The organism is Serratia nematodiphila DZ0503SBS1 (assembly GCF_000738675.1).
GTDB lineage: Bacteria > Pseudomonadota > Gammaproteobacteria > Enterobacterales > Enterobacteriaceae > Serratia > Serratia nematodiphila.
The window spans coordinates 2,881,188-2,902,946 of record NZ_JPUX01000001.1 but is presented as its reverse complement, the minus strand read 5'-3'; the positions used below and the strand labels follow the sequence as shown (position 1 = coordinate 2,902,946).

Here is a 21,759-nt window from a genome sequence, read left to right as displayed (position 1 = left end):
CCCTGAGGCTAACCATGACAATAAATCCACAGCCCCTCGAAACGATCGAATTCGCCTCGCGCGATGAGATTGAAGCGTTGCAGTTGGCGCGTTTGAAGTGGACGCTGCACCACGCCTACGACAATGTGCCGATGTACAAGCGCAAGTTCGATCAGGCGGGCGTACACCCCGACGATCTTAAGCAGCTGAGCGATCTGGCGCGCTTCCCCTACACCACCAAGCAGGATCTGCGCGACAACTACCCGTTCGACACCTTCGCGGTGCCAATGGAGCAGGTGGTGCGCATCCACGCCTCCTCGGGCACCACCGGCCGCCCGACGGTGGTCGGTTACACCCAGCGCGACATCGATAACTGGGCCGATATCGTCGCCCGCTGCCTGCGCGCCGGCGGCGCCACCGCCAAAGACAAGGTGCACGTCGCCTACGGCTACGGCCTGTTCACCGGCGGCCTGGGGGCGCACTACGGCGCGGAACGGCTCGGCGCCACGGTGATCCCGATGTCCGGCGGGCAGACGGAACGCCAGGCGCAGCTGATCCTCGACTTCAAACCCGACATCATCATGGTGACGCCGTCCTATTGCCTGACGCTGATCGACGAACTGGAGCGCAAGATGGGCGGCGACGCGCGCGGCTGCTCGCTGCGGCTCGGCGTGTTCGGCGCCGAACCCTGGACCGAAGCCCTGCGCCACGAAATCGAATCCCGCATGGGCATCAAGGCGCTGGATATTTATGGCCTGTCGGAAGTGATGGGGCCGGGCGTGGCGATGGAGTGTCTGGAAAGCGGCGGCGGCCCCACCATCTGGGAAGACCACTTCCTGCCGGAGATCATCTGCCCGGAGACCGGCGTCGCCCTGCCGGACGGCGAGCACGGCGAACTGGTGTTTACCACCCTGACCAAAGAGGCGCTGCCGGTGATCCGCTACCGCACTCGCGATCTCACCCGGCTGCTGCCGGGGGACGCGCGCCAGATGCGCCGCATGGGCAAGATCACCGGCCGCTCCGACGACATGCTGATCATCCGCGGCGTCAACGTCTTCCCGTCGCAGGTGGAAGAGCAGATCATGCAGTTCGAGCAGCTGTCGCCGCACTATCAGCTGCAGGTCAGCCGCAGCGGGCACCTGGACACGCTGGCGGTGCGCGTCGAGCTGAAAGAATCGGCGCTCAGCCTCAGCCACCAGCAGCGTTGCGACATCTGCCACCAGCTGCGCCACCACATCAAATCGATCGTGGGCGTCAGCACCGACGTCAGCATCGCCAACTGCGGCGATATCCCGCGCTCGGAAGGCAAGGCGCAGCGCGTGGTCGATCTGCGGCCGCGCTGAGGCGCACGGCGTCACGGATGACGCCGCCCCAAATTATGTTAATGTTGTGGCTCATCGAAGGCTAACCCATGGAAAAATATGGAACATAAACTGGATGAGTTCATTCGCCACGCCGTCGACGCGCAGCCGATCAGCGGCACCTCGCTGATCATTTCGCTGTACGGCGACGCGCTCAGCCACCGCGGCGGCGAAGTGTGGCTCGGCAGCCTGAGCGCGCTGCTGGAGGCCTTCGGTTTCGGCGATCGCTTCGTGCGCACCTCGGTGTTCCGCCTGCAAAAAGAAGGTTGGCTGGCGGTGGAGAAAATCGGCCGCCGCAGCTTCTACCGCGTGACCGAGCAGGGAATGCGCCAGTTCCGCCACGCCGAATCGAAGATCTATCTGCGCGAGCAGCCCGCCTGGGACGGCAAGTGGGAGCTGCTGCTGCTGGAATGCGCCGAAAAAAACGCGCGCGCGCGGCTGAAAAAAGAGCTGGGCTGGCTCGGGTTCGGGCAGATCGCCAACAATCTGATGGCCGCCCCCACCCATGCGCAGACCGACGTGACGGCGCTGCTCGGCGAACTCAACGCCAGCGAACAGGTGATCTACTTTCGCGCCGATTACCCCTACAACCGCTCCGAGCAAACCCTGCAGAAACTGGTGGCCGACTGCTGGTCGCTCAGCGACGTGGCGGCCGGCTATCACGAGTTTATCGTCTCCTTCCGGCCACTGATGACGCTGTTGCGCGAAGTCGACCCGGCGGCGCTGACGCCGCTGCGCTGTTTCCAGATTAAGCTATTATTGATTCACTTCTTCCGTCGCGTGGTGTTGAAAGATCCGCTGCTGCCGGATGCGCTGCTGCCCGCGCAGTGGGAGGGCCAAATCGCCCGCAACCTGTGCATCAATCTCTACCAGCAGGTCGATCGCGCCGCGACGGACTACGTCAGCGCGCTGGCGGAGACCACCATCGGCGCCCTGCCCGCGCCGGCCGCCGGTTACTATCGGCGCTTCGGCGGCCTGCCGCGCGACCCTACATATTAAGGAACTCACGCTATGCCTGTGTATCAGATTGACGGCCTGACGCCGGTCGTTGACCCCAGCAGTTACGTGCACCCGACGGCGGTGCTGATCGGTGACGTGATCGTCGGCAAACACGTGTATATCGGCCCGAACGCCAGCCTGCGCGGCGATTTTGGCCGCCTGGTGATTTGCGACGGCGCCAACATTCAGGACAACTGCGTGATGCACGGCTTCCCGCAGCAGGACACGGTGGTGGAAGAAGACGGCCATATCGGCCACGGCGCCATCCTGCACGGCTGCCGCATTCGCCGCAACGCGATGGTGGGCATGAACGCGGTGGTGATGGACGGCGCGGAGATCGGCGAGAACACCATCGTCGGCGCGATGGCGTTCGTCAAAGCCGCGGCGACGATCGAAGCCAACAAGCTGGTGGTGGGCAGCCCGGCGCGCGTGCTGCGCGATCTGACCGAACAGGAGCTGGCCTGGAAGATTGCCGGCACCCGCGAGTATCAGGATCTGGTGCAGCGCTGCAAATCCTCGCTGCACGAAGTGGCGCCGCTGACCGAAATCGAACCGGGCCGCCAACGCCTGAGCTTCGGCGATCACCTGATCCCGAAAAGCCAGCTTTAATCCCCAGGGCTGAGGCGCGCCTCAGCCCCTCCCCGCATTACTCCACTTCCGGCGCCTTGAGCGGCGACGGCGCAGCCGCGCGGCGGCTCTGGAAGTGATAAGCCACCACCAGCAGCAGGGTGAACGGAATACCGAACCACAACGTCATGCGGAAGAATTCGGTAAACGCGGTCGAGATCATCAGCGCCGTCATCAGCCCGGCGCCCAGCAAGGTGGTATAGGGGAACCCCCACATGCGGAACTTCAGGTGAGTCTGCCGATGCCGGCGGCGGAAAAACAGGTGGGTGACAAAAATCATCAGCCAGGTAAAGCAGGCGCCATACACCGAAATAGACATCATGGCGGCAAACGACGTTTCCGGCGCCACCAGGCTCAGCACGATAGACACCACGATGCCGATGCACGACATCGCCAGCGCATTGACCGGAATGCCGCGTCGGCTGACGCGCCCCAACGCCGCCGGCGCCTGCCCGGCGCGCGACAGCGAGAACATCATGCGGGTGGTGATATACAGCTGGCTGTTCATCGCCGACAACGCCGCCACCAGCACGATAAAGTTGAAAATACCGGCGGCGGCGGGCAAATGGATCACGTTCATCGCCATCAGGAACGGGCTTTCGCCGGTGCCGGACTGGCGCCAGGGCACGATGGCCAGCATCAGGGCGATCGACAGCATGTAGAAGATGAACAGCCGCACGATGGTGCCCTTGAACGCCGCCTTCACCGCAATCACCGGATTCTTTGCCTCGCCGGCGGCCACCGCGATCATTTCAATGCTCAGGTAGCTGAAGATGGACACGATCACCGCAAACCACATGCCCTTGACGCCAAACGGCATGAAGCCGCCGGCGGTCAGGTTGCGCAGGCCGTAGGCCGGGTTGCCCGAGAATGCCAAAATGCCGATGCCGATCAAAATAAACGCCACGATCGCCGTCACTTTGACGGTGGACAGCGCGTATTCCACCTGGCCGAACGACTTCACGCCGATCACGTTGACGACGATCACCGCCGCCGAGAACAGCAGCACCCACGGCCAGGTCGGCGTCGCCGGGAACCAGAACTGCATGTACATGCCGATGGCGGTGACTTCGGTGCCCACCGCCAACACCACGCAGGACCAGTAAGAATAACGCACCAGAAAACCGAACAGCGGGCCGAGATAGAATTCGGCGTAGTCGCCGAACGAACCAGGCGTCGGGTGTTCGGAGGTCATTTCCGCCAGGCTGCCCATCAGCAGCAGCGCAATGACGCCGCCGATCAGGTAGCTCAGCAATACCGACGGCCCCGCCATCTGAATGGCGTAGGCGCTGCCGAGAAACAGCCCGGTGCCGATGGCGCCGCCGATCGCCAGCATCGACATCTGCCCGGCGGTAAGATGCTTGTTCAACCCGCCCTGGCGGCGGGCGATATGCTCAAAATCATTCATCTGTGGCATGGCTGGGTTCCCGAGCGGAGTTAGGCGGTGCGAGTGACGTCGAGGATCGCGGCGGTCACATAGTCGATGTTGCCGGGGTTAAGCCCCGGCAGACACATGCGGCCGGGCGAGACCAGATAGATGGCGTAGCGCTGCCGCAGGGTCTGCAACTGCGCTTCGTTCAGGCCGGTATAGCTGAACATGCCGCGCTGCTCGCGAATGCGCCGGTGGTCCAGCGAAGAGCCGCCCTGCGCCAGCCCGGCGGCCAGCTGTTCACGCATTTGCTTGATGCGCGAGCGCATTTCCGCCAGCTCATTGCGCCAAAGCCGGCCGAGTTCGGCGTCGCCGAGCAGGGTTTCCACGATCTGGCTGCCGTGCGTCGGCGGGCAGGAGTAGCTGCGGCGGATCAGCGTTTTTAACGCCCCTTTGACGTTGGCGGCATTTTCCGCATCGGCGCAGCGCACCGACAGCGCGCCCAGACGCTGGCCGTACAGCGCGACGTTTTTGGAAAACGAGTTGCAGACCAAAAACGGCAGATCGGTTTTCAGCGCTTCGCGCAATGCAAAGCAGTCCTCCTCCAGCCCATCGCCGAAGCCCTGATAGGCGATGTCGAACAGCGGCAGCAGGTTACGCCGCTGCAGCACGGCGAGCGTGGCGCGCCACTGCTCCGCCGTCAGATCGGTGCCGGTCGGGTTATGGCAGCAAGGATGCAGCAGGACTACGCTGCCGGGCGACAGGCTGTCCAACGCGTCGAGCATGGCGGCGAAACGCAGGCCGCCCGCCGATTCATCAAAGTAGGGATAGGTATTCACCCGCAGCCCGGCACCTTCGAAAATCGCCCAGTGATTGGCCCAGGTGGGATCGGACACCCAAATTTCACCGCGCGCCAGAAAGTGGCGCAAAAAATCCGCCGCCAGCTTCAACGCGCCGGAGCCGCCGACGGTCTGCACCGTGGCGATCTCGGCCGCCTGTTGTTCACCGAACAGCAGCGTCTGCACCTGGCGAGCGAACTGCGGCGAACCTTCGATCGGCGGATAACCGTGCGGGCGACGCAGCGCCAGCAACCGCTGCTCGGCGGCCTCAACCGCCTGCATCAGCGGAATATTCCCCTGCCGATCGTAATACAGCCCAATGCCTAAATTCACTTTTTTCGGATTGGGATCCTGCAAATAGGCTTCCATCAGCGACATAATAGGATCGGCGGCGGAAGGTGCAACCTGTTTAAACATGACGCATCCTTAACTCGTTATTGAATTAATATGAAGACTGACTTAAGAAGAAATTAAATCAGGCGATGGCGCTGACGGTAATTTCTATTTTCATTCCCGGCACCACCAATTTTTCGACAATGACCGTGGAGCGATTGGGATAAGGATAATTAAAGTATTTCCGGTAAATATCATCGAGTAATTTAACGTCGTTGACGTCGGTGAGATACACGATCACCTGCATCACCTTATCGCTGTGGCTGCCCGCCGCTTCCAGCGTCTGCGCCAGATTATCGAAGGTCAGCGTAATCTGTCGCTCCGGCGCGCCGGTGTCGATGCTGCCGTCCGCCCGCACCGGGCCGTGAGCGGTAAACAGCATGCCACCGCCCCGGGTGGCCCAGGAAAAAGGCTGGCCGATCTCCGGCAGCCCGGTCTCTACGATCTCGCGCATGTCAGTGGTTCCCGTGGTGGTTAAGTTGGTGAAGCAGCGCGCCGTCGGCGGCGAACAACGCATCCAGAATGGTAAAATGATTGGCGCCGGGCACCGCGACCAGATCGGCCGGCAGCCCGCGTTGGCGCAGCGCTGCATGATAGTGTTGCGACTGACCTCTCAGTTCCGGCAGCTCCAATGCGCCGTAATACAGCGTAAGCGGTTTGCCGCGCCTCGGCAGGCGGCGCGCCGGGCTGAGCGTTTCAATTTGCCGCGCGCTCAGCTGCAGCGCCCGATTGACATAGCTTTGTTGCAACGGCGCCAGCTCGAACAGGCCGCTGATGGGAAAGACGGCATCCACCAACGCATGCTGCTGCCAGAGCGCCGCCAGATGCCCGCCGGCGGAATGGCCGCACAGATAAACCGGATGGGCGTAGTGCGGCGGCAGGCGGCGCTGAATGGCATCCAGCGCCATCCCGATCTGTCGGCATATTTCGTCGAGATCCACCGCGGGCGCCAGCGCATATTCCACCAGCACCACGTCAAAACCCAACGCCAACGGCCCGGCGGCGATAAAGGCGAAATCCGCCTTATCGCAGAATTGCCAATAGCCGCCGTGAATAAAAATTAACGTCCCCTGATGCGGCTTGGCAGAATAGAGCCAATCAAATGTTTCGCGTTCGCCGTTGCCATAAGCAATATTATTTTCATGGCGCGTCTGTTTATAAACAGACGCGCTGCGAGTTTGAAATGAAGTCAAAATAGCCGCTTCATTATCCACCGTGGCGCCGTTATCATAACTCCCCGCAAGTGGTTTCATATATTAAACTTCGTTTATTATTTAAAATGTAAATTAACTATTAGCACCGGCAAAATTATTGTCAAGACGGGCGCATCAGCAATGCGCGCCCGGTAAAATAAAACCTGATGAATAATGAAAAAGTTTAACCCATGAAACTTTTTGCGCTTATTTCCCCCGCCCGTCCGGCTGAATTTGCGGCAAGGCGCTGAGCCGTTCAAATGCATAATCCCAAAAGGCGCGCACCTTCAGCGGCATGTGCTGCGCCTGCTGCGCCACCAGCTGTACCGGCATCGGCAACGGCTCATGATCCGTCAACAGCCGCACCAGCGTACCGGCGGCCAAATCGTCCGCCACCTGATACGAGAGCAACCGGGCGACGCCCTTGCCGGCGCGCACCGCCAGCAGTTGCGCTTCCACGTCGTTGAGCAACAGCCGGGGAGCCAATCGCACGCGCTCGCCGTTTTCCTGCGGGCCGAAGCGCCATTCGCGCAGCGACGGCCGCTGGGTGCCGACGATGGTGGCATGCTCCGCCAGCTGCGCCGGCGATCGCGGCTCGCCGCAGCGCGCCAGGTAATCCGGGCTGGCGACCGTCACCCGGCTGACCTGCCCCAGCCGCCGCGCCACGCGGGAAGAGTCCTGCAGATGACCGATGCGCACCGCGATATCCAACCCTTCGTCAATCAGATCGAGATTGCGATCGTTCAACACCATTTCGATCTGCATCTGCGGGTAGTCATCGAGAAACGCCATCACCACCGGCGCCACGTAGCGGCGGCCGAACTGCACCGGCGAAGTAACGCGCAGCAAGCCGCTCAGCTGTGCTTCGGCGGTATCCTGCACCACCGCCTGATAATCCTGCAGCAGCTGTTGCGCGCGCTCCAACAGCCGCGCGCCCGCTTCGGTAGGCGCCAGCCGCCGGGTGGTGCGCTCCACCAATCGGGTGCCAAAACGCTGTTCCAGTGCGGCGATCGCCCGGGTGATCGCCGGCGCCGAACGCCGCAGTTTGCGCCCGGCCGCCGCCAGGCTGCCCTGCTGCACCACCGCCACGAAGATGGCCAACTCGTCTAACCGATCCATAGACTCTTCCGATAAGTGAAATTATCAATTTCCACATTGCCGGATTCCTCTCATTCACCGCAAGAGTATGCTGAAAAAAAAGCACTGAGGAGAAACGCCATGTCCACCATCACACTCTACGGCACCCCGCTTTCCGGCCACGTTCACCGCGTAGCGTTGTTGCTGCGCATGCTGGCGCAGCCCTATGCATGGGTCGAAGCCTCGGCGGAGGTGCGGCAGAGCGCAGCCTTTCGCCGGCTCAACCCGTTAGGCCAGATCCCGGTCTTGCAGGACGGCGATCTGACGCTGGCCGACAGCAACGCCATTCTGGTCTATCTGGTGAAACGCTATGCGCCGGACAGCCACTGGCTGCCGGAACAGCCGGCCGCGGCGGCGCGGGTGCAGGCCTGGCTTTCCAAAGCCGCCGGTGAAGTTCGCTACGGCCCGGCCTCTTGCCGATTGATCGCCCAGTTCGCGGTGCCGGAGGACTATCAGGCGGCGCGGGCGGTCAGCGATCGTTTCCTGCCGCAGATGGAACAGCATCTGAGCGAGCGGGACTACCTGGCCAGCGAACACCCGACCATCGCCGATCTGGCCTGCCACAGCTACGTGGCGGTCGCGGCCGAAGGCGGCATTTCGCTGGCGCCTTACCCTGCGATACGTCGCTGGGCGGCGCGCATCGCTGCACTGCCCGGCTTCTTTGCCATGCCGGCCCTGCCGGAACCGGCGGGGAACTGAGGCCATGATCCCGCAACTGTTCCATCCCGATGAGCTGCGCGCGCAGACGCTGGCCGGGTTTGGCGGCGTAGGCGGTGGCATCTACCCTGCGATGCCGGATCAGCACCGCGCGTTTTTCGCCGCGCTGCCCTACCTGTTCGTCGCCACGCTGGATGAACAAGGCTGGCCCATCGCCACCCTGTTCACCGGCCCGCCCGGATTTTTACGCACGCCGGACGACACGCACCTGCGTATCAGCGCGCCGCGTCGCAGCGACGATCCCGCCCAGGCGCTGTTGCTGCCCGGCAAACCGGTCGGCGCGCTCGGGCTGGATTTCAGCAACCGGCGGCGCAACCGCGCCAACGGCACCGTCGGCCGCACCGACAAAAACCGGGTGGAGATCGTCGTTCAGCAAAGCTTCGGTAACTGCCCGCAGTATATTCAGCGCCGTGAACTCTACCCGGTGGACAGCCGGCCACAGCCGGTTGAGCATTTAGCCTCGCTCGATGCGGCGGCGCAGGCGCTGATCCGCACCGCGGATACCAGCTTCGTTGCCAGCTGCGCGCACCTGGCACTGGCGCAGGGCGGCGTCGATATTTCCCATCGCGGCGGCCGCCCCGGCTTTATCCATCTGGAAGGTGACACGCTGTGGATGCCGGACTTTCGCGGTAACCGCTATATGAACACGCTGGGCAATCTGCTGGCCGAACCGCGGGCGGCGCTGCTGTTCATCGATTTTGAACGCGGTGACGTGCTGCATCTGCAGGGGGAAACGCAGATCCTCTGGCAAGCGCAGGGGCATCCCGGCGTTGAAGGCGCAGAGCGCTATTGGCGGTTTGACGTTCGCCGCGCCTGGCGTTTTACGGCGGCGTTGCCGTGGCGGGGGCGTAATCTGGAGTATTCGCCGGCGACGCTGGCGACCGGGGTGTGGCAGCGCTGAAATGAAAAGCCCCGCTGCAGCGGGGCTGGTTCGGAAATTACAGGCTGTGTTCGGCCGCCGATGCGGCCTGATAAAGCTGACGAAAATAATTCAACCGCGCAAAGAACAGGCGGCTTTGCTGCTCCGACATATTGCCGGCCACCTGCCCGGCGTCAATCTGCCGCCCTTGCCATTCCATCAGAGCGATGCTCGACGCCAAAAAATCCATTTCGCTGCCGTAGGCCGCGAGATGTCTGTCCACTGATTTCATCATTCGCACACTCCTTTTAATTACATCGAAAAGGGTCATATGCCTGCTCTTTCAGTATCGGCCCGGTGAAGGATATTTTTTGTACAGAAGGTGCGCATAAAGAAAACCACCATCTTGTTGCCGCGTGGGCAAACGGCGGCGGCAAAATTTGCTAGGGTAAAGGGTAGCCGTATGGGATAGACCACTCTGTTGAACTCAGCAAAGGAAGAGACTCATGAGCACCAGTATCTGCGCTACCCTCAAGGATCCTACGCTGTTCCGCGAGGCCAACTACATCGACGGGCAATGGTTGCCGGCCCAGGAAGGCCGTTCGATCGCCATTCATAATCCCGCCAACGGCGAACGGATCGGCCACGTACCGGCCTTCGGCGCCGAAGAAACCGCACGCGCCATCGCCGCCGCCAAAAAAGCGCTGCCCGCCTGGCGCGCGTTGACCGCCAAAGAGCGCGCCGGCAAGCTGCGCCGGCTGTTTGAATTGATGATGGAAAATCAGGAAGATCTGGCGCGCATCATGACGGCGGAACAGGGCAAACCGCTGGCCGAAAGCCGCGGTGAAATCGCCTATGCCGCCTCCTTTATCGAATGGTTCGCCGAGGAAGGCAAACGGGTGTATGGCGACACCATTCCACAGCCCCAGGCCGGTCGCCGAATCATCGTGCAAAAAGAGCCGATCGGCGTGTTCGCCGCCATCACCCCGTGGAACTTCCCGGCGGCGATGATCACCCGCAAAGCCGGCCCCGGCTGGGCCGCAGGCTGCACCGGGGTGATCCGCCCCGCCAGCCAGACCCCGTTCTCGGCGCTGGCGATCGCCGTGCTGGCGGAGCGCGCCGGGCTGCCCGCCGGGGTATGCAACGTGATAACAGGCCCCAGCAAAGGCATCGGCGGCGAACTCACCGCTAACCCGGACGTGCGCAAACTCTCCTTCACCGGCAGCACCGAAGTCGGTGCGCAGCTGCTGGCCCAGTGTGCGCCCACCATCAAGAAAACCAGCATGGAGCTGGGCGGCAACGCGCCGTTTATCGTGTTTGACGACGCCGATCTGGACGCCGCCGTGGCCGGCGCTGTCGCCTCGAAATACCGCAACGCCGGCCAGACCTGCGTCTGCACCAACCGTTTTCTGGTGCAGGACGGCGTATACGATGCCTTCGCAGCCAAACTGAAAGCCGCCGTCGCCAAGCTGAAAGTCGGCAACGGCCTGGATGACGGCGTCACCATCGGCCCGTTGATTAACCCGGACGCGGTGGAGAAAGTGCGCGAGCATATCGCCGACGCCGTCGAGCACGGCGCCTCGGTGCTGCTGGGCGGCAAGCCTGACGCGCTGGGCGGCAATTTCTTCACCCCGACTATCCTGACCGATGTGCCGCGCACGGCGAAAATCTTCCGCGAGGAGACGTTCGGCCCGGTGGCGCCCCTGATCCGCTTCAGCCAGGAGGCCGACGCCGTCGAACTGGCCAACGACACGCCGTTCGGCCTGGCCGCTTACTTCTACAGCCGCGACATAGGCCGAGTGATGCGCGTGGCCGAAGCGCTGGAGTACGGCATTGTCGGCATCAACGAAGGGTTGATTTCCACCGAGGTGGCGCCGTTCGGCGGCATGAAGCACTCCGGTTTGGGCCGCGAAGGATCGAAGTACGGCATCGAGGACTATCTCGAAATCAAATACCTGTGCCTTGGCGGCCTGGGTGCCTGATGCGATCGCTATCCATATCGGCTGCCGCTGACGCGCGCAGAGGAAAGCGACCGCGTTAGTCCTCGCCTTCCTCGGCCCCTTCCTGGCTTGCCGGCTCCGCCTGCCTGTACGGAGCCGGTGAGCCAATCAGGCGTCCTGATTGAGTACGTTGCCGATAGCCTCCTCACACTGCAAGATATTATGGTGGTGACAAGCCAGCGGGATGACCCGCAGCCGCTCACAAACCACGCCCAGCCCGTTATCTTCCAGCGCCAGCAGCGGCGCCGTTATCGCCTCCGGCAACTGCGGGTTACCCTCCGTCGCCTTAAACAGCGTCACTTTCGTGGTCTGCAATCGGCGGCTCAGTCTTCCCTCTGACAGCCGCCGCTCCGCCTGCCCGGCGGCCATGGCGCGTGTCGCCGCCTCCCCCTCGATGCCCAGCGCTGGCAACAGTTGCTCCAGCGGCAGCTCCGCCGTGGTCTGCCGATAGAAACTGTCCAGCAGATACAGCTGCACGTTACGGCAGCCGCGCGCCTCCAGGCGAGCGGCGATCTCCAGCGCGATGATGCCCCCCAGCGACCAACCGAGAATGCGCACCGGCCCGGCACCTTGCAGCAGGCCGGCGGCAATCATGTCGTTCAGATACCGTTCGGCCAGCTCGCCGAGCGAGTCGATGGTCGGTTGATGGTAAAGATTGTGGTTATCTACGCCATAGCAATTGAGTCTCCCCTGCAACGGCTGAGCGAAAGCATGAAACGCCTCCGCGCCCACCAGCGCCGGGTGAATCATCCACACCGCGGGCACGCCGTCTGTCCGGCGGTTAAGCGGCATCACCAAACGGCGCTCGCTTGCGGCCAGCAGATTTTTCAGGGTGCGGCTTTGCAACAGCTGCACCACCGGCACCGGCGCGGCCATCAGCGCCCCCATGCCAACGCACAGGGAGATCGCCTTGATCGAGGTGCCGCCCAGCAGGAAGAAATCGTCCGTCATGCCGACCTGCTCGCACTGCAGCGCCTCCTGCCACAATGCGCACAACTGCTGCTCCAGCGCATTCGCGGGAGCGACATAGGCCTGCGGCTCATTCGCCGTCGGCGCCGGCAACGCCTTGCGATCCAGCTTGCCGCTGGAGTTGTACGGCAACGCTTCCAGCCGCACCAACGCCGCAGGCAGCATGTATAGCGGCAATTGCCCGCTCATAAAGGCCAGCAGCGCCGGCTCCTCCAGCGGCGCCTCACTGACGTAATACAGCGCCAGACGCTGCCGATGCGCCTCTGACAGCACCACGGCGCAGCAGGATTTGATCGCGCCGAACGCCAGCGCACATTGCTCGACCTCCCCCAGCTCGACGCGGTAGCCATTGATTTTCACCTGAAAATCCATACGGCCGAGGAACTCCAGATTGCCGTCCGGCAAATAGCGCCCGGCATCGCCGGTGCGATAAAGCCGCTCCCCCAATTCCGGATGGTAGATGAATTTTTCCTCGGTCAGCGATGGATTGCGGTAATAGCCGCGCGCCACGCCGGCCCCACCGATGTACTGCTCCCCCGGTAAGCAGGGCGGCAACACGCGCAGATGGCGATCCAGCACATAGAAACGCTGATGGGCCATCGCCCGGCCATAAGGCACGCTGGGCGCCAGGATCGGCGTTTGCGGAATATCATACAAAATCGACCAAATGGAGCTTTCGGTCGCGCCCCCGGCGCTGACTACCCGGCACCCTGGCCGCCATTGGCGAATGCGCGCCGGCAGTGAACGCGAGATCACCTCGCCCACCAGCACCACGTTGCGCAAATGCGGCCACTGCGCCTGCGACGCGGCGGACTCCAGCTGCTCCACCAGCAGCGTCATCACCGAAGGCGCGGAATTCCAGAAGGTCACCCCCTGAGTCATCAACAACCGATGCCAGGCCTCCGGCTGATAGCGTTCGGTTTCGGTCGGCATCACGATGGCGCCACCCACCGACAGCAGGCCGAAAATATCGAACACCGAAATGTCGAAGCTCAGCGCGCTGAGCGCCAACCCGCGATCGTCCGCGCCGAGTTCCAGCTGGTGCAAGGTATCGATGATGCTGTTCACCGCGCCGCGATGTTCTATCGCCACCCCTTTCGGCGTGCCGGTAGAACCGGAGGTGAAGATCACATAGGCCAGCGCGGAAGGCGCCGGCAAGACCGGCTCACCCGGCGCCGCCGGCGGTAACGCGTTGACCGCACCTTGCGGATCGATGGTCAATAGTCTGGCGTTACCGTGGGCCGCCCACGCCCGGCTGCTGAGGATAATCCGGGTCTGCGACTGCGCGACGATATCCAGGCGGCGGCGCTCCGGCCAGGCGCCGTCCAGCGGCAAATAGGCCTTGCCGGCCATCAGGATCGCCAGCACCGCAATGATTTGCGCCCGCCCTTTGTCCACCATCACCGCGATGGTGTCGGCGCGCATATCCGCATGCTCGCGCAGCTGCAACGACAGCGCCAACGCACGCCGATACAGCTCACCATAGTTCAGCTCACCCCATTCATCGACGATCGCCACCCGCTGCGGATCGCGCTCGGCCTGACGGATAAAATCATGATGGATGGCGCGTTCGAAATCGTAGGCCGGCGGACAGGATTGACGGAAAGCGCGCTGCCGCGCCGTTTCACTCGCCGATACCAGCGCCAACTGACTGACTCGCTGCTCCCCGTGATTGACGATCTGCGTGAGGATCGTCAGATAATACTCACCCAACAGCGCCAGCGTGGCCGGTGCAAACAGGGCGGTGGCATAGTTGAAGATCGCCCTGCCGCCTTGCGGCGCCAACTGTATGCTCAGCGTCAAATCGAATTTGGCCGCCTGATAGTGTGTCAACAGATCCTGCGGCGCCAGCCAGGCCGGCGCTTCACCCGCCTCTTCCAGCGCGAACAGCGTCTGAAACAGCGGATGGCGCGACAGATCGCGCGGCACCTGCAGCAGCTCAATCAACTGATCCAACGGTAAATTCTGATGCCGCTGCGCCTGCAGCACGCCGTCAAAGACCCGATGCACATAATCGTTCAGCGACGCCGCATCGTCTATTTGCGAGCGCAACGGCAGCGTATTGACGAAGAATCCGATCGCCGAGCGGGTCTCCGCCACCGGCCGGTTAGCGACCGGCGTGCCGACCAGAATGTCTTGCTGGCCGCTGAAGTAACCGAGCAGCAGATTAAAGGCCGCGAGATACAGCGCAAACGGCGTGACGCCTTGCCGCCGGGCGAACTGCGTCGCCTGCATCGTCAGGGCCTCCGGCAGCGCGATGACGTGATTGGCGCCGCGATGATCGAAGCGCGCCGGCCGCATGAAATCGAGCGGCATCTCCAGCGCCAGCCACCCATCCAGCGCTTGTCGCCAATACGCCTTCGCCTCATCCGCCAGCGCGGAGTCCAGCCAGCGCCGCTGCCAGACGGCATAGTCGCCATATTGCAACGGCAACGCCGCCAGCTCAGCCTCCCGCCCTTGCCGCTGCGCCTGATACAGCGCATCCAACTCCTGCAGCAGCACCGGCTGCGACCAGCCGTCAAACGCCAGGTGGTGCACCAGGATCAGGCTGTAAGTCACCCGCCCGCCATCAGGCTGCGCCACCTGGTAAACGCTCGCCCTGATCGGCAACTCCCTCTCCAGGGCAAACGGCCGATCGATATCCTGCCGCAGTCTGTCCGGCCAGCGCGCCGCCTCCAGCGCCACGCGCTCCAGCGAAAGCGTTTGTTCACAGGCTCGGGCAACGGCGAGTTGGGACGGCTGCTGGGCAATCAGGCTGTGTAACACCTGATGCCGGGCGACGACCGCCTGCAGACTGCGCTCGTAAGCCGTCAGACAGACCTCCTCGCCGAGACGGAACAGCATCGGCACATGATAAAGATTGCCGCCGCCGTTCAGGTTCTCGATAAACCACAGCTGCAGCTGCGAAGCGGAGAGCGGATACTCGCGCCGCCGCAGCGGCGGGATCGACATCGGCGCTGCGCCCTGCCCCTGCCGCAGCAACGCACGGCACAATGAACGGATCGTCGGGAACCGGCCCAGCTCGCTCAACGTCACCTCGCTCCCCAACCGCTGACCGATCTGGTAACAGGCCTGGATCGCCAGAAGGGAATTGCCGCCCAGCGAGAAGAAATTGTCCTCCACGCCGATATCCTGCCGCTGCAACAGATCGCGCCACACCGCCAGGCAAGCGTTCTCCCGCTCGTTCTGCGCCGCGACGAACTCGCGCGCCGTCCTTTTCGGCGGCGGCAACGCCTGTCGGGCTATCTTGCCGTTTTCGGTCAGCGGCAGCTGTGCCAGCTGCATCAGCGCCTGCGGCACCATGTAAGGAGGCAGTTGGCTGCTCAAATGCTGCGCCAAATCCTGCGGGGCGATCGCCTCATCGGCAACGAAGTAAGCGGCCAGACAGGGCTGAGGGTCGGTGACGAGCACGCAACAACAGGCGGTCACCCCCGGATAGGCAAGCGCGGCATGCTCTATTTCACCAAGCTCGATGCGGTAGCCGTTCAGCTTGACCTGCTGATCGAGACGCCCCAGAAACTCCACATTGCCGTCCTCGAGCCACCGGCCCGCGTCGCCGGTGCGATACACCCGCTCCTGCAGCTCCTCATGCCAGAAGAAACTCTCGGCGGTGCGTTGCGGATCGCCGTAATACCCGCGCGCCAACCCTTCACCGGCCAGATAGATCTCCCCGCGCACGCCCGGCGCCGCGGGCCGTCGTCCGGCATCCAGAATGTAGCAACGCTGGTGCGGCAACGGTTTACCGTAAGGGATGCTGACCGAGCGAATTTTCTCGCCTCGCGGCACCTCATACAGCATGGTGAAGATCGCCGCCTCCGTAGCGCCGCCGGCGCTGCAGAAGCGGACGTGCGGCGCCCAGGCCTGGCAGCGTTCCGGCAGCGAGGTGGCGATCCAGTCGCCCCCCACCATCACCGCCCGCAGCGCCGGCGCAGGCCCAGCCGCCAGCCCCGCACCGTTTACATAGTCCAGCAACAGCTCCATCAGGGCCGGTGCGCTCAACCATTGCGTCACTCGATGTGTCATCATCAGCTGATACCAGGCTTGCGGATTGACCCGATCTCGCTCGGCCGGCATCACAACCGCGCCGCCCGCACTCAACGGGCTGAAAATATCGAAGATCGCCAGATCAAAGCTCAACGCGCTGAGCGCCAGGCTGCGATCCCGCTCGTTGAACCCGAAATACCGCCGAACGCCTTCCAGCATGTTCACCGCGCTGCGATGTTCGATCGCCACGCCCTTGGGCGTGCCGGTTGAGCCCGAAGTGAAAATGATATAGGCCAGACTGTCAGGACCGGCCTCCACCGCCAGCAGACGCCTCTCCGGCAGCGGCAACTGCGCCGCCAGCCCGCCGGCATTCAGTTCGACCAGGTTGATCTCGTCGCAGGCCCAGGGCGCATCGCTGAGCAACGTATTGATGCCGGCCTGCGCCATCACCTTCAGCCGCCGCTGCGGCGGCCATGTCGCCTCCATCGGCAAAAACGCCTTGCCGCACATCAGCGCCGCCAACAGGGCGATCGGTTGCCGGCGCCCCTTGTCGGCGACGACGGCGATGGCGTCGCCGGTCATCTTGCCCTGCACACGCAGTTGAGTGGCCAGCGTTAACGCCGCCTCATGCAGTTCGCCGTACGTCATTTCCCCCTGCGCGTCGATCACCGCGACGGCCTGCGGATTGCGCAGCGCATGCCGCACGAAGTCCTGTTGCAGGCAGCGTTCAAACGCATAGCTAAAGGCCGGCGCCGCAGGCAGCGCCGGGCTCTGCGGCTGCAGACGTATATTTTCCAGCGGCCAGTCATTGTGGCGCGCCATCTGTTGCAATAGGGCGAGATAGTAGCCGGCCAGCCGATCCATCGACGCTTTGCTGAACAGCGCCGACGCGAAGTTGAAGCGCGCGCGCATCTGCTCCCCCTGCAGCGTCAGCGTGAGCGTCAGATCGAACTTGGCGGTGCGCTCATCAGCGCTCAAATCGACCACCGACAGCCAGTCCGGACGCGCCGGTGCGCCGCTCTCGCCCTCCAGCGCGAACATGACCTGGAACAGCGGATGCCGCGAAAAGTCGCGCGGCAGCGCCAGAGCGTCCACCAGCGCCTCCAGCGACAGCGTCTGGTGCTGCTGCGCCCGCAGCGTCGTGGCTGCAACCTCTCGCACAAATTCGGCGACGCCCTGACGCGGGTCGATCTGCCGGCGTAAAGGCAGCGTATTGACAAAGAATCCGATCAGATCCTCCAGCTCAGGGCGATTACGGTTCGCCAGCGGCGTGCCCACCATAACATCGTTCTGACCGCTGTAGCGGGACAGCAGCAGCATGAACCCCGCCAGCATCACGGCATGCAGCGTCACGCCCTCTCGGCGCGCCAACGCCTCCAGCGCCTTCACCAGCGCCGCCGGCAGCGGCACTTCGCTGTTGTCACCGCGTACGTCGAAGACCGCCGGCCGCAAAAAATCCACCGGCAGCGAGAGCGGCTGCCAGCCCGCCAACTCTCGCCGCCAAAAGGCCAATTCATCGGCCCGGCGCTGCGCATTTTCCGGCGCTTGTTGCCAGCAGGCATAGTCGAGGTATTGCAGCTCGGGCTCCGGCGGCGCAGGCGGCGCGCCCCGATAGCGCGCGTCCAGTTCCTGCAGCAACACCTCAAGCGACCAGCCGTCAAAGACGATGTGATGGAACACCAACAGGCAAACGGCCGTTTCCCCGCCCGCCGCATCGCGGTAACGATAGCGCGTGGCGCGCAGCGGCAGCTCGCGCGTCAAATCCATCGGCCGGCTGCAGGCCTGCGCCAGCGCCATGTCAAACTCAGCGCCGCTCACCGTCAGCAAAGGCACCGGCAGCACGGCGTCGCTAACCCACTGGCTGGCTTCGCCCCGCTCATTCTGGCGAATCAGGCTACGCAGGATCTGGTGGCGTTCGACGATCGCCTGCAGACAGTCCGCAAAACGTTGGTCATCGATGTCCGGCGCCAACCGCAGCAGCACCGGCGACAGATAGTGCGTGGCGCCCGCCGACAGTTGCTGAACAAACCACAATCGCGACTGCTGAAGCGACAGCGGCCCCTCCCGCAGCCCGCCGGCGAGGATGGGCGGCTCATCCGACGGCGCCTGCCGTTGAGCGGCGATATGCTCGCTCAGCGCGGCCACCGTCGGATGCTGATTCAACGTCAGCACCGAGATCTTCGCCCCCGGCAGTTTATTCACTTCGTGACACAGCCTGATGGCCATAATGGAGTTGCCGCCGAGGCGGAAGAAGTTGTCGTCCATGCCGACATGGCTGCCCAGCAGCCGATTGAACAATGCAGAAAGCTGAGTCTCCAGCGGCGTGCCCGGTTGGCGAAACGCCGTTTGCCGCTCGACCGGCAGCGGTTCCGGCAATGCCCGGTAATCGACCTTGCGGCTCACCGTCAGCGGCAGCGCCGACAACGCCGACAGCGCCGACGGCAACATATAATGCGGCAGCTGCGCCGCCAGACGTTGCAAGATGTCGCCGGCCTGCGGCGTCGCGCCGGGCTTCGGCACATACCAAGCCGCCAGTTGGTCCGTCGTGCCGGGGCGCAGGGTCACCACCGCCTCGGCCACCTCGGGCAGCGCGCGCAGCTGCATTTCGATCTCGCCCAACTCGATGCGATAGCCGTTGATCTTGATCTGTTGGTCGTGTCGTCCGAGATAATCCAGGCTGCCGTCGGCCAAGCGCCGTACCCGATCGCCGGTGCGATACAGGCGCCGGTAAGGCTCACGCAGTTCAAAAGGATTGGCGACGAATGCGGCTTCCGTCAGCGCCGGCAGGTTCAGGTATCCGCGCGCCAGACCGACGCCGGCCAGACACAGCTCGCCCTCCGCCCCCAGCGGCAGCAGATTGTCATGCTCGTCAACCACATAGCAACGCATATTGGCGATGGCGTGGCCGATATTGCGCGCGCCGTTGCGGCGATAAATATTCAGACTGACGCTGACCGAAGCCTCGGTCGGGCCGTACAGATTGGCAACCTGCATGCCGCAGGCCAGGTAATGGTCGAGCGCCTCCTGCGCAGTCGCCTCGCCGCCGGTCGCGAGATAGCGCACCGAAGCCGGCAGGTCAGGCAAGGTGCCAAGCAGCGCCGGCGGCAGGAAACAGGCTTCGATGCCCCAGGCCGCCATTTGGCCGCACAACAGTGCCGGATCGCGCCGCTGCGCCTCGCCCGCGATGAACAGCCGGTGGCCGTTGTTCAGGGCCATGAACACTTCAAACACGTGCGCGTCAAAGGCCAGCGACGCGAACTGCAGGCAGTTGAGCGCGCCCGATTCATTGCGCAGCAAACGCTGCGTATGGCCCCGCACCATGTTGGCCGCGCCCCGGTGTTCACACAGCGTGCCTTTCGGCCGCCCGCTGGTGCCGGAGGTGTAAATCACGTAGGCCAATTGCCGGGCTTCGACATTCGGCAGGCTCGCGGCATCCGCATCAACAAGCGATTCATCCGCCGCCAGGCAAACGCCGTCCGGCGCCAGTCGCTGCGCCGCCTCTTGCAATGCGCTTTCCGTCAGGACGATGGGGCTGTTCACCTCTTGCAGAATATATTCCAGGCGCTGCGCCGGCGCCGCGGGATCCAGCGGCACATAGGCGCCGCCCGCCTTCATGATGGCCAGCATCGCCACCACCGCTTCCGCGCTGCGCTGCAGATACAGCGGGATCAGCGTCTCTGGCGGCATGGCGGCGCCGCGCAACCGGCGATATTCTTCCCGCAGCCGTAACGCCAGGCGATCGCTGCGCTGCGCCAGTTGGCGGTAACTGAGCGAACCGTTGGCATCGGTTACGGCGATGCGTTCCGGATGACGGCGCGCCTGGCGGGCCACGCCGTCGAGCAGTGTCGCCCCTGGGTCGGCCGTGTCCGGCTCGCTCTCCCAAGCGTCGCGGCAGCGTAAAACCTGCTGCGCCGTGAGCTGCGGCCACGCGGCTATCGGTGCGTCCGGTTCGGTTAGCGCACGCTGCAATAGCCCGAGATACTGCTCCGCCATCTCCGCCATTTGCGTGGCGTCGAACAGATCGGGCCGATAACGCAGGCGAAACTCAAAGGCCTGCTCGGTCGGCTGATACTCCAGCAGCAGTTCCGAACCGGCCAGATCGACGTTGTAACGGTGATTGACGCCGATGCGGCAACCGTCAAGCGCCAGCGGCGCATCTTTCAGGTAAGCCTGGGTGAAATTGACGTTCAGCTCGCGCACCGGGCTGAGGTTCAGCATGTCATAAACCGGCAATTGGCTGTGCCGCAGCTTGCCCGTCGCCTTGAGCGCTTTGCTGTAGGCCAGCGTCGCGCGGTACAGCTGGTTGAACGTGGCTTCCGGGGCGAGCGTTAAGGGAAACACTGCGGTGTTGACCTGGGCGCCGAAGAACAGCGGCTCGCCGCCGTCCGGCGCGACGGGATAACCGATATGCACCGTGTCTTGCGCGGATTGCCGGGCGATCAGCAACGCCCACAGCGTTTTGAATATCAGGAATGGGTTGGCATACCTGACGCCGGACTTCAGCGCCTGCCACTCGGCGAACGGCAACGTAAAGCGCACTTCGCCGGCGCCGGGTGCTTCGGGGACTTCGCCGGGGAGATAAGGCAACGCTACCCGCGGGGCGCATTCGGCCAACCGGTCGCCCCAGAATGACGCGGAAGCGAAGTCCTGCTTCAACGCCGCGATATCCGCCTCATAGCGCCGGTACAATCGACAAATGTCCGTTTCATCCGCCTGCGGCGGCGCCACGGCCGCCCCGCGATTGTAATAGGCGGAAACGGCGTTGTAGAACTCCTGGCCGGACAGGCCGTCGATCAGGATGTGATGAACGACAATGATCAAATTATAGCGCTGCGGCGCCAGCTCAATCAGGTAGAAGCGGCACAGCGGCCCCTCCCGGAGATCGAACGGCGTATTGATTAATTTGCCGACATCGCAATCGGCATCAAGCGTTTCCAACGCAATTTTCTTCTCCGTCTTTACCCAGCGTAATTGCGGTGAGCTGTCGTCGAGGACATGGTGAAACAGAATATAGTCCCGGCACACCCCGTCGACCGCCGCGCGCAGTCGATCGACGTCCAGCGCCCCCTCAATGGTCTGATCCAGCACCAGGTTGTACTCGCAGGAGCGTGGATTGAGGACGTATTCATTCCAAAACGTGTGGGTATAGGGTGAAGCGATGATCGCGCCCATGAATCAATTCCCTTTTAATATATTCCAACAATATATGAATAGATATTTATGCATGACATAAATACCGTGACGGTTATGCGACTGAGCTGTTAGGTGAAAACTTAAAAAACGTTAGAGCGAATATTATTTTATTTTTGTAAAAAATAAAGACACAAAAAAAC

13 protein-coding genes are annotated in these 21,759 nt (G+C 63.2%); 6 read left to right on the top strand and 7 right to left on the bottom strand.

Annotation, left to right across the window (positions count from 1 at the left end; all coding sequences use genetic code 11):
- Positions 1-14 precede the first annotated feature (14 nt).
- From paaK to paaY, 3 genes are all read left to right on the top strand, one after another.
- Entirely contained in the window at positions 15-1,322 is a 1,308-nt protein-coding gene (gene paaK, locus JL05_RS13325; RefSeq protein ID WP_004935199.1) for a phenylacetate--CoA ligase PaaK, read from the top strand.
- 78 nt (positions 1,323-1,400) lie between these two features.
- Positions 1,401-2,339 (top strand): phenylacetic acid degradation operon negative regulatory protein PaaX, encoded by a 939-nt coding sequence (gene paaX / locus JL05_RS13320; RefSeq protein WP_033632684.1) that lies wholly within the window; start codon positions 1,401-1,403, stop codon positions 2,337-2,339.
- A gap of 12 nt (positions 2,340-2,351) precedes the next feature.
- Positions 2,352-2,948 carry a phenylacetic acid degradation protein PaaY gene (paaY, locus tag JL05_RS13315; protein ID WP_004935205.1) on the top strand — a complete coding sequence of 199 codons (597 nt, stop codon included), beginning with the start codon at positions 2,352-2,354 and terminating at the stop codon, positions 2,946-2,948.
- A gap of 37 nt (positions 2,949-2,985) precedes the next feature.
- On the opposite strand, the gene JL05_RS13310 is transcribed toward paaY, so the two are convergent.
- The 5 genes from JL05_RS13310 to JL05_RS13290 form a co-directional block, all read right to left on the bottom strand.
- A complete protein-coding gene (locus JL05_RS13310; protein WP_021505795.1) occupies positions 2,986-4,383 on the bottom strand; it encodes an amino acid permease in 1,398 nt (465 codons plus the stop codon).
- Positions 4,384-4,403: 20 nt separating this feature from the next.
- Positions 4,404-5,591 (bottom strand): amino acid aminotransferase, encoded by a 1,188-nt coding sequence (locus tag JL05_RS13305; protein ID WP_033632683.1) that lies wholly within the window; start codon positions 5,589-5,591, stop codon positions 4,404-4,406.
- Positions 5,592-5,649: 58 nt separating this feature from the next.
- A complete protein-coding gene (locus tag JL05_RS13300) occupies positions 5,650-6,021 on the bottom strand; it encodes a RidA family protein (protein WP_033632682.1) in 372 nt (123 codons plus the stop codon).
- A 1-nt stretch (position 6,022) separates the two neighbouring features.
- On the bottom strand, positions 6,023-6,820 hold the full coding sequence (locus JL05_RS13295) for an alpha/beta hydrolase (RefSeq protein WP_033632681.1): 798 nt from the start codon (positions 6,818-6,820) through the stop codon (positions 6,023-6,025).
- A gap of 147 nt (positions 6,821-6,967) precedes the next feature.
- Positions 6,968-7,879 carry a LysR family transcriptional regulator gene (locus JL05_RS13290; protein ID WP_033632680.1) on the bottom strand — a complete coding sequence of 304 codons (912 nt, stop codon included), beginning with the start codon at positions 7,877-7,879 and terminating at the stop codon, positions 6,968-6,970.
- Between the two features lie 99 nt (positions 7,880-7,978).
- Here JL05_RS13290 and JL05_RS13285 point away from each other — a divergent pair, with 99 nt between their 5' ends.
- Both JL05_RS13285 and JL05_RS13280 read left to right on the top strand, forming a co-directional pair.
- Entirely contained in the window at positions 7,979-8,596 is a 618-nt protein-coding gene (locus JL05_RS13285) for a glutathione S-transferase family protein (RefSeq protein ID WP_033632679.1), read from the top strand.
- Positions 8,597-8,600: 4 nt separating this feature from the next.
- Entirely contained in the window at positions 8,601-9,515 is a 915-nt protein-coding gene (locus tag JL05_RS13280; RefSeq protein ID WP_033632678.1) for a pyridoxamine 5'-phosphate oxidase family protein, read from the top strand.
- Between the two features lie 37 nt (positions 9,516-9,552).
- Here the strand turns inward: JL05_RS13280 and JL05_RS13275 are convergent, their stop codons facing one another.
- Complete coding sequence (locus tag JL05_RS13275; RefSeq protein ID WP_004935234.1) at positions 9,553-9,768, bottom strand: glycogen synthase; 216 nt, start codon at positions 9,766-9,768, stop codon at positions 9,553-9,555.
- 211 nt (positions 9,769-9,979) lie between these two features.
- Between JL05_RS13275 and gabD the strand changes: the two genes are divergently transcribed.
- Positions 9,980-11,455: an NADP-dependent succinate-semialdehyde dehydrogenase gene (gabD, locus tag JL05_RS13270; RefSeq protein ID WP_033632677.1), complete on the top strand. Its 1,476-nt coding sequence runs from the start codon at positions 9,980-9,982 to the stop codon at positions 11,453-11,455.
- Positions 11,456-11,581: 126 nt separating this feature from the next.
- Here gabD and JL05_RS13265 read toward each other — a convergent pair whose 3' ends face one another.
- The gene (locus JL05_RS13265) at positions 11,582-21,598 is read right to left on the bottom strand and encodes a non-ribosomal peptide synthetase (protein WP_033632676.1); all 10,017 of its coding nucleotides are present in this window, start codon (positions 21,596-21,598) and stop codon (positions 11,582-11,584) included.
- Positions 21,599-21,759: the final 161 nt, after the last annotated feature.

Bases quoted from the DNA above. Each gene is read 5' to 3' on its own strand.
- paaK (WP_004935199.1), top strand. From the start codon at position 15: ATGACAATAAATCCACAGCCCCTCGAAACGATCGAATTCGCCTCGCGC.
- paaX (WP_033632684.1), top strand. From the start codon at position 1,401: ATGGAACATAAACTGGATGAGTTCATTCGCCACGCCGTCGACGCGCAG.
- paaY (WP_004935205.1), top strand. From the start codon at position 2,352: ATGCCTGTGTATCAGATTGACGGCCTGACGCCGGTCGTTGACCCCAGC.
- JL05_RS13310 (WP_021505795.1), bottom strand. From the start codon at position 4,383: ATGCCACAGATGAATGATTTTGAGCATATCGCCCGCCGCCAGGGCGGG.
- JL05_RS13305 (WP_033632683.1), bottom strand. From the start codon at position 5,591: ATGTTTAAACAGGTTGCACCTTCCGCCGCCGATCCTATTATGTCGCTG.
- JL05_RS13300 (WP_033632682.1), bottom strand. From the start codon at position 6,021: ATGCGCGAGATCGTAGAGACCGGGCTGCCGGAGATCGGCCAGCCTTTT.
- JL05_RS13295 (WP_033632681.1), bottom strand. From the start codon at position 6,820: ATGAAACCACTTGCGGGGAGTTATGATAACGGCGCCACGGTGGATAAT.
- JL05_RS13290 (WP_033632680.1), bottom strand. From the start codon at position 7,879: ATGGATCGGTTAGACGAGTTGGCCATCTTCGTGGCGGTGGTGCAGCAG.
- JL05_RS13285 (WP_033632679.1), top strand. From the start codon at position 7,979: ATGTCCACCATCACACTCTACGGCACCCCGCTTTCCGGCCACGTTCAC.
- JL05_RS13280 (WP_033632678.1), top strand. From the start codon at position 8,601: ATGATCCCGCAACTGTTCCATCCCGATGAGCTGCGCGCGCAGACGCTG.
- JL05_RS13275 (WP_004935234.1), bottom strand. From the start codon at position 9,768: ATGATGAAATCAGTGGACAGACATCTCGCGGCCTACGGCAGCGAAATG.
- gabD (WP_033632677.1), top strand. From the start codon at position 9,980: ATGAGCACCAGTATCTGCGCTACCCTCAAGGATCCTACGCTGTTCCGC.
- JL05_RS13265 (WP_033632676.1), bottom strand. From the start codon at position 21,598: ATGGGCGCGATCATCGCTTCACCCTATACCCACACGTTTTGGAATGAA.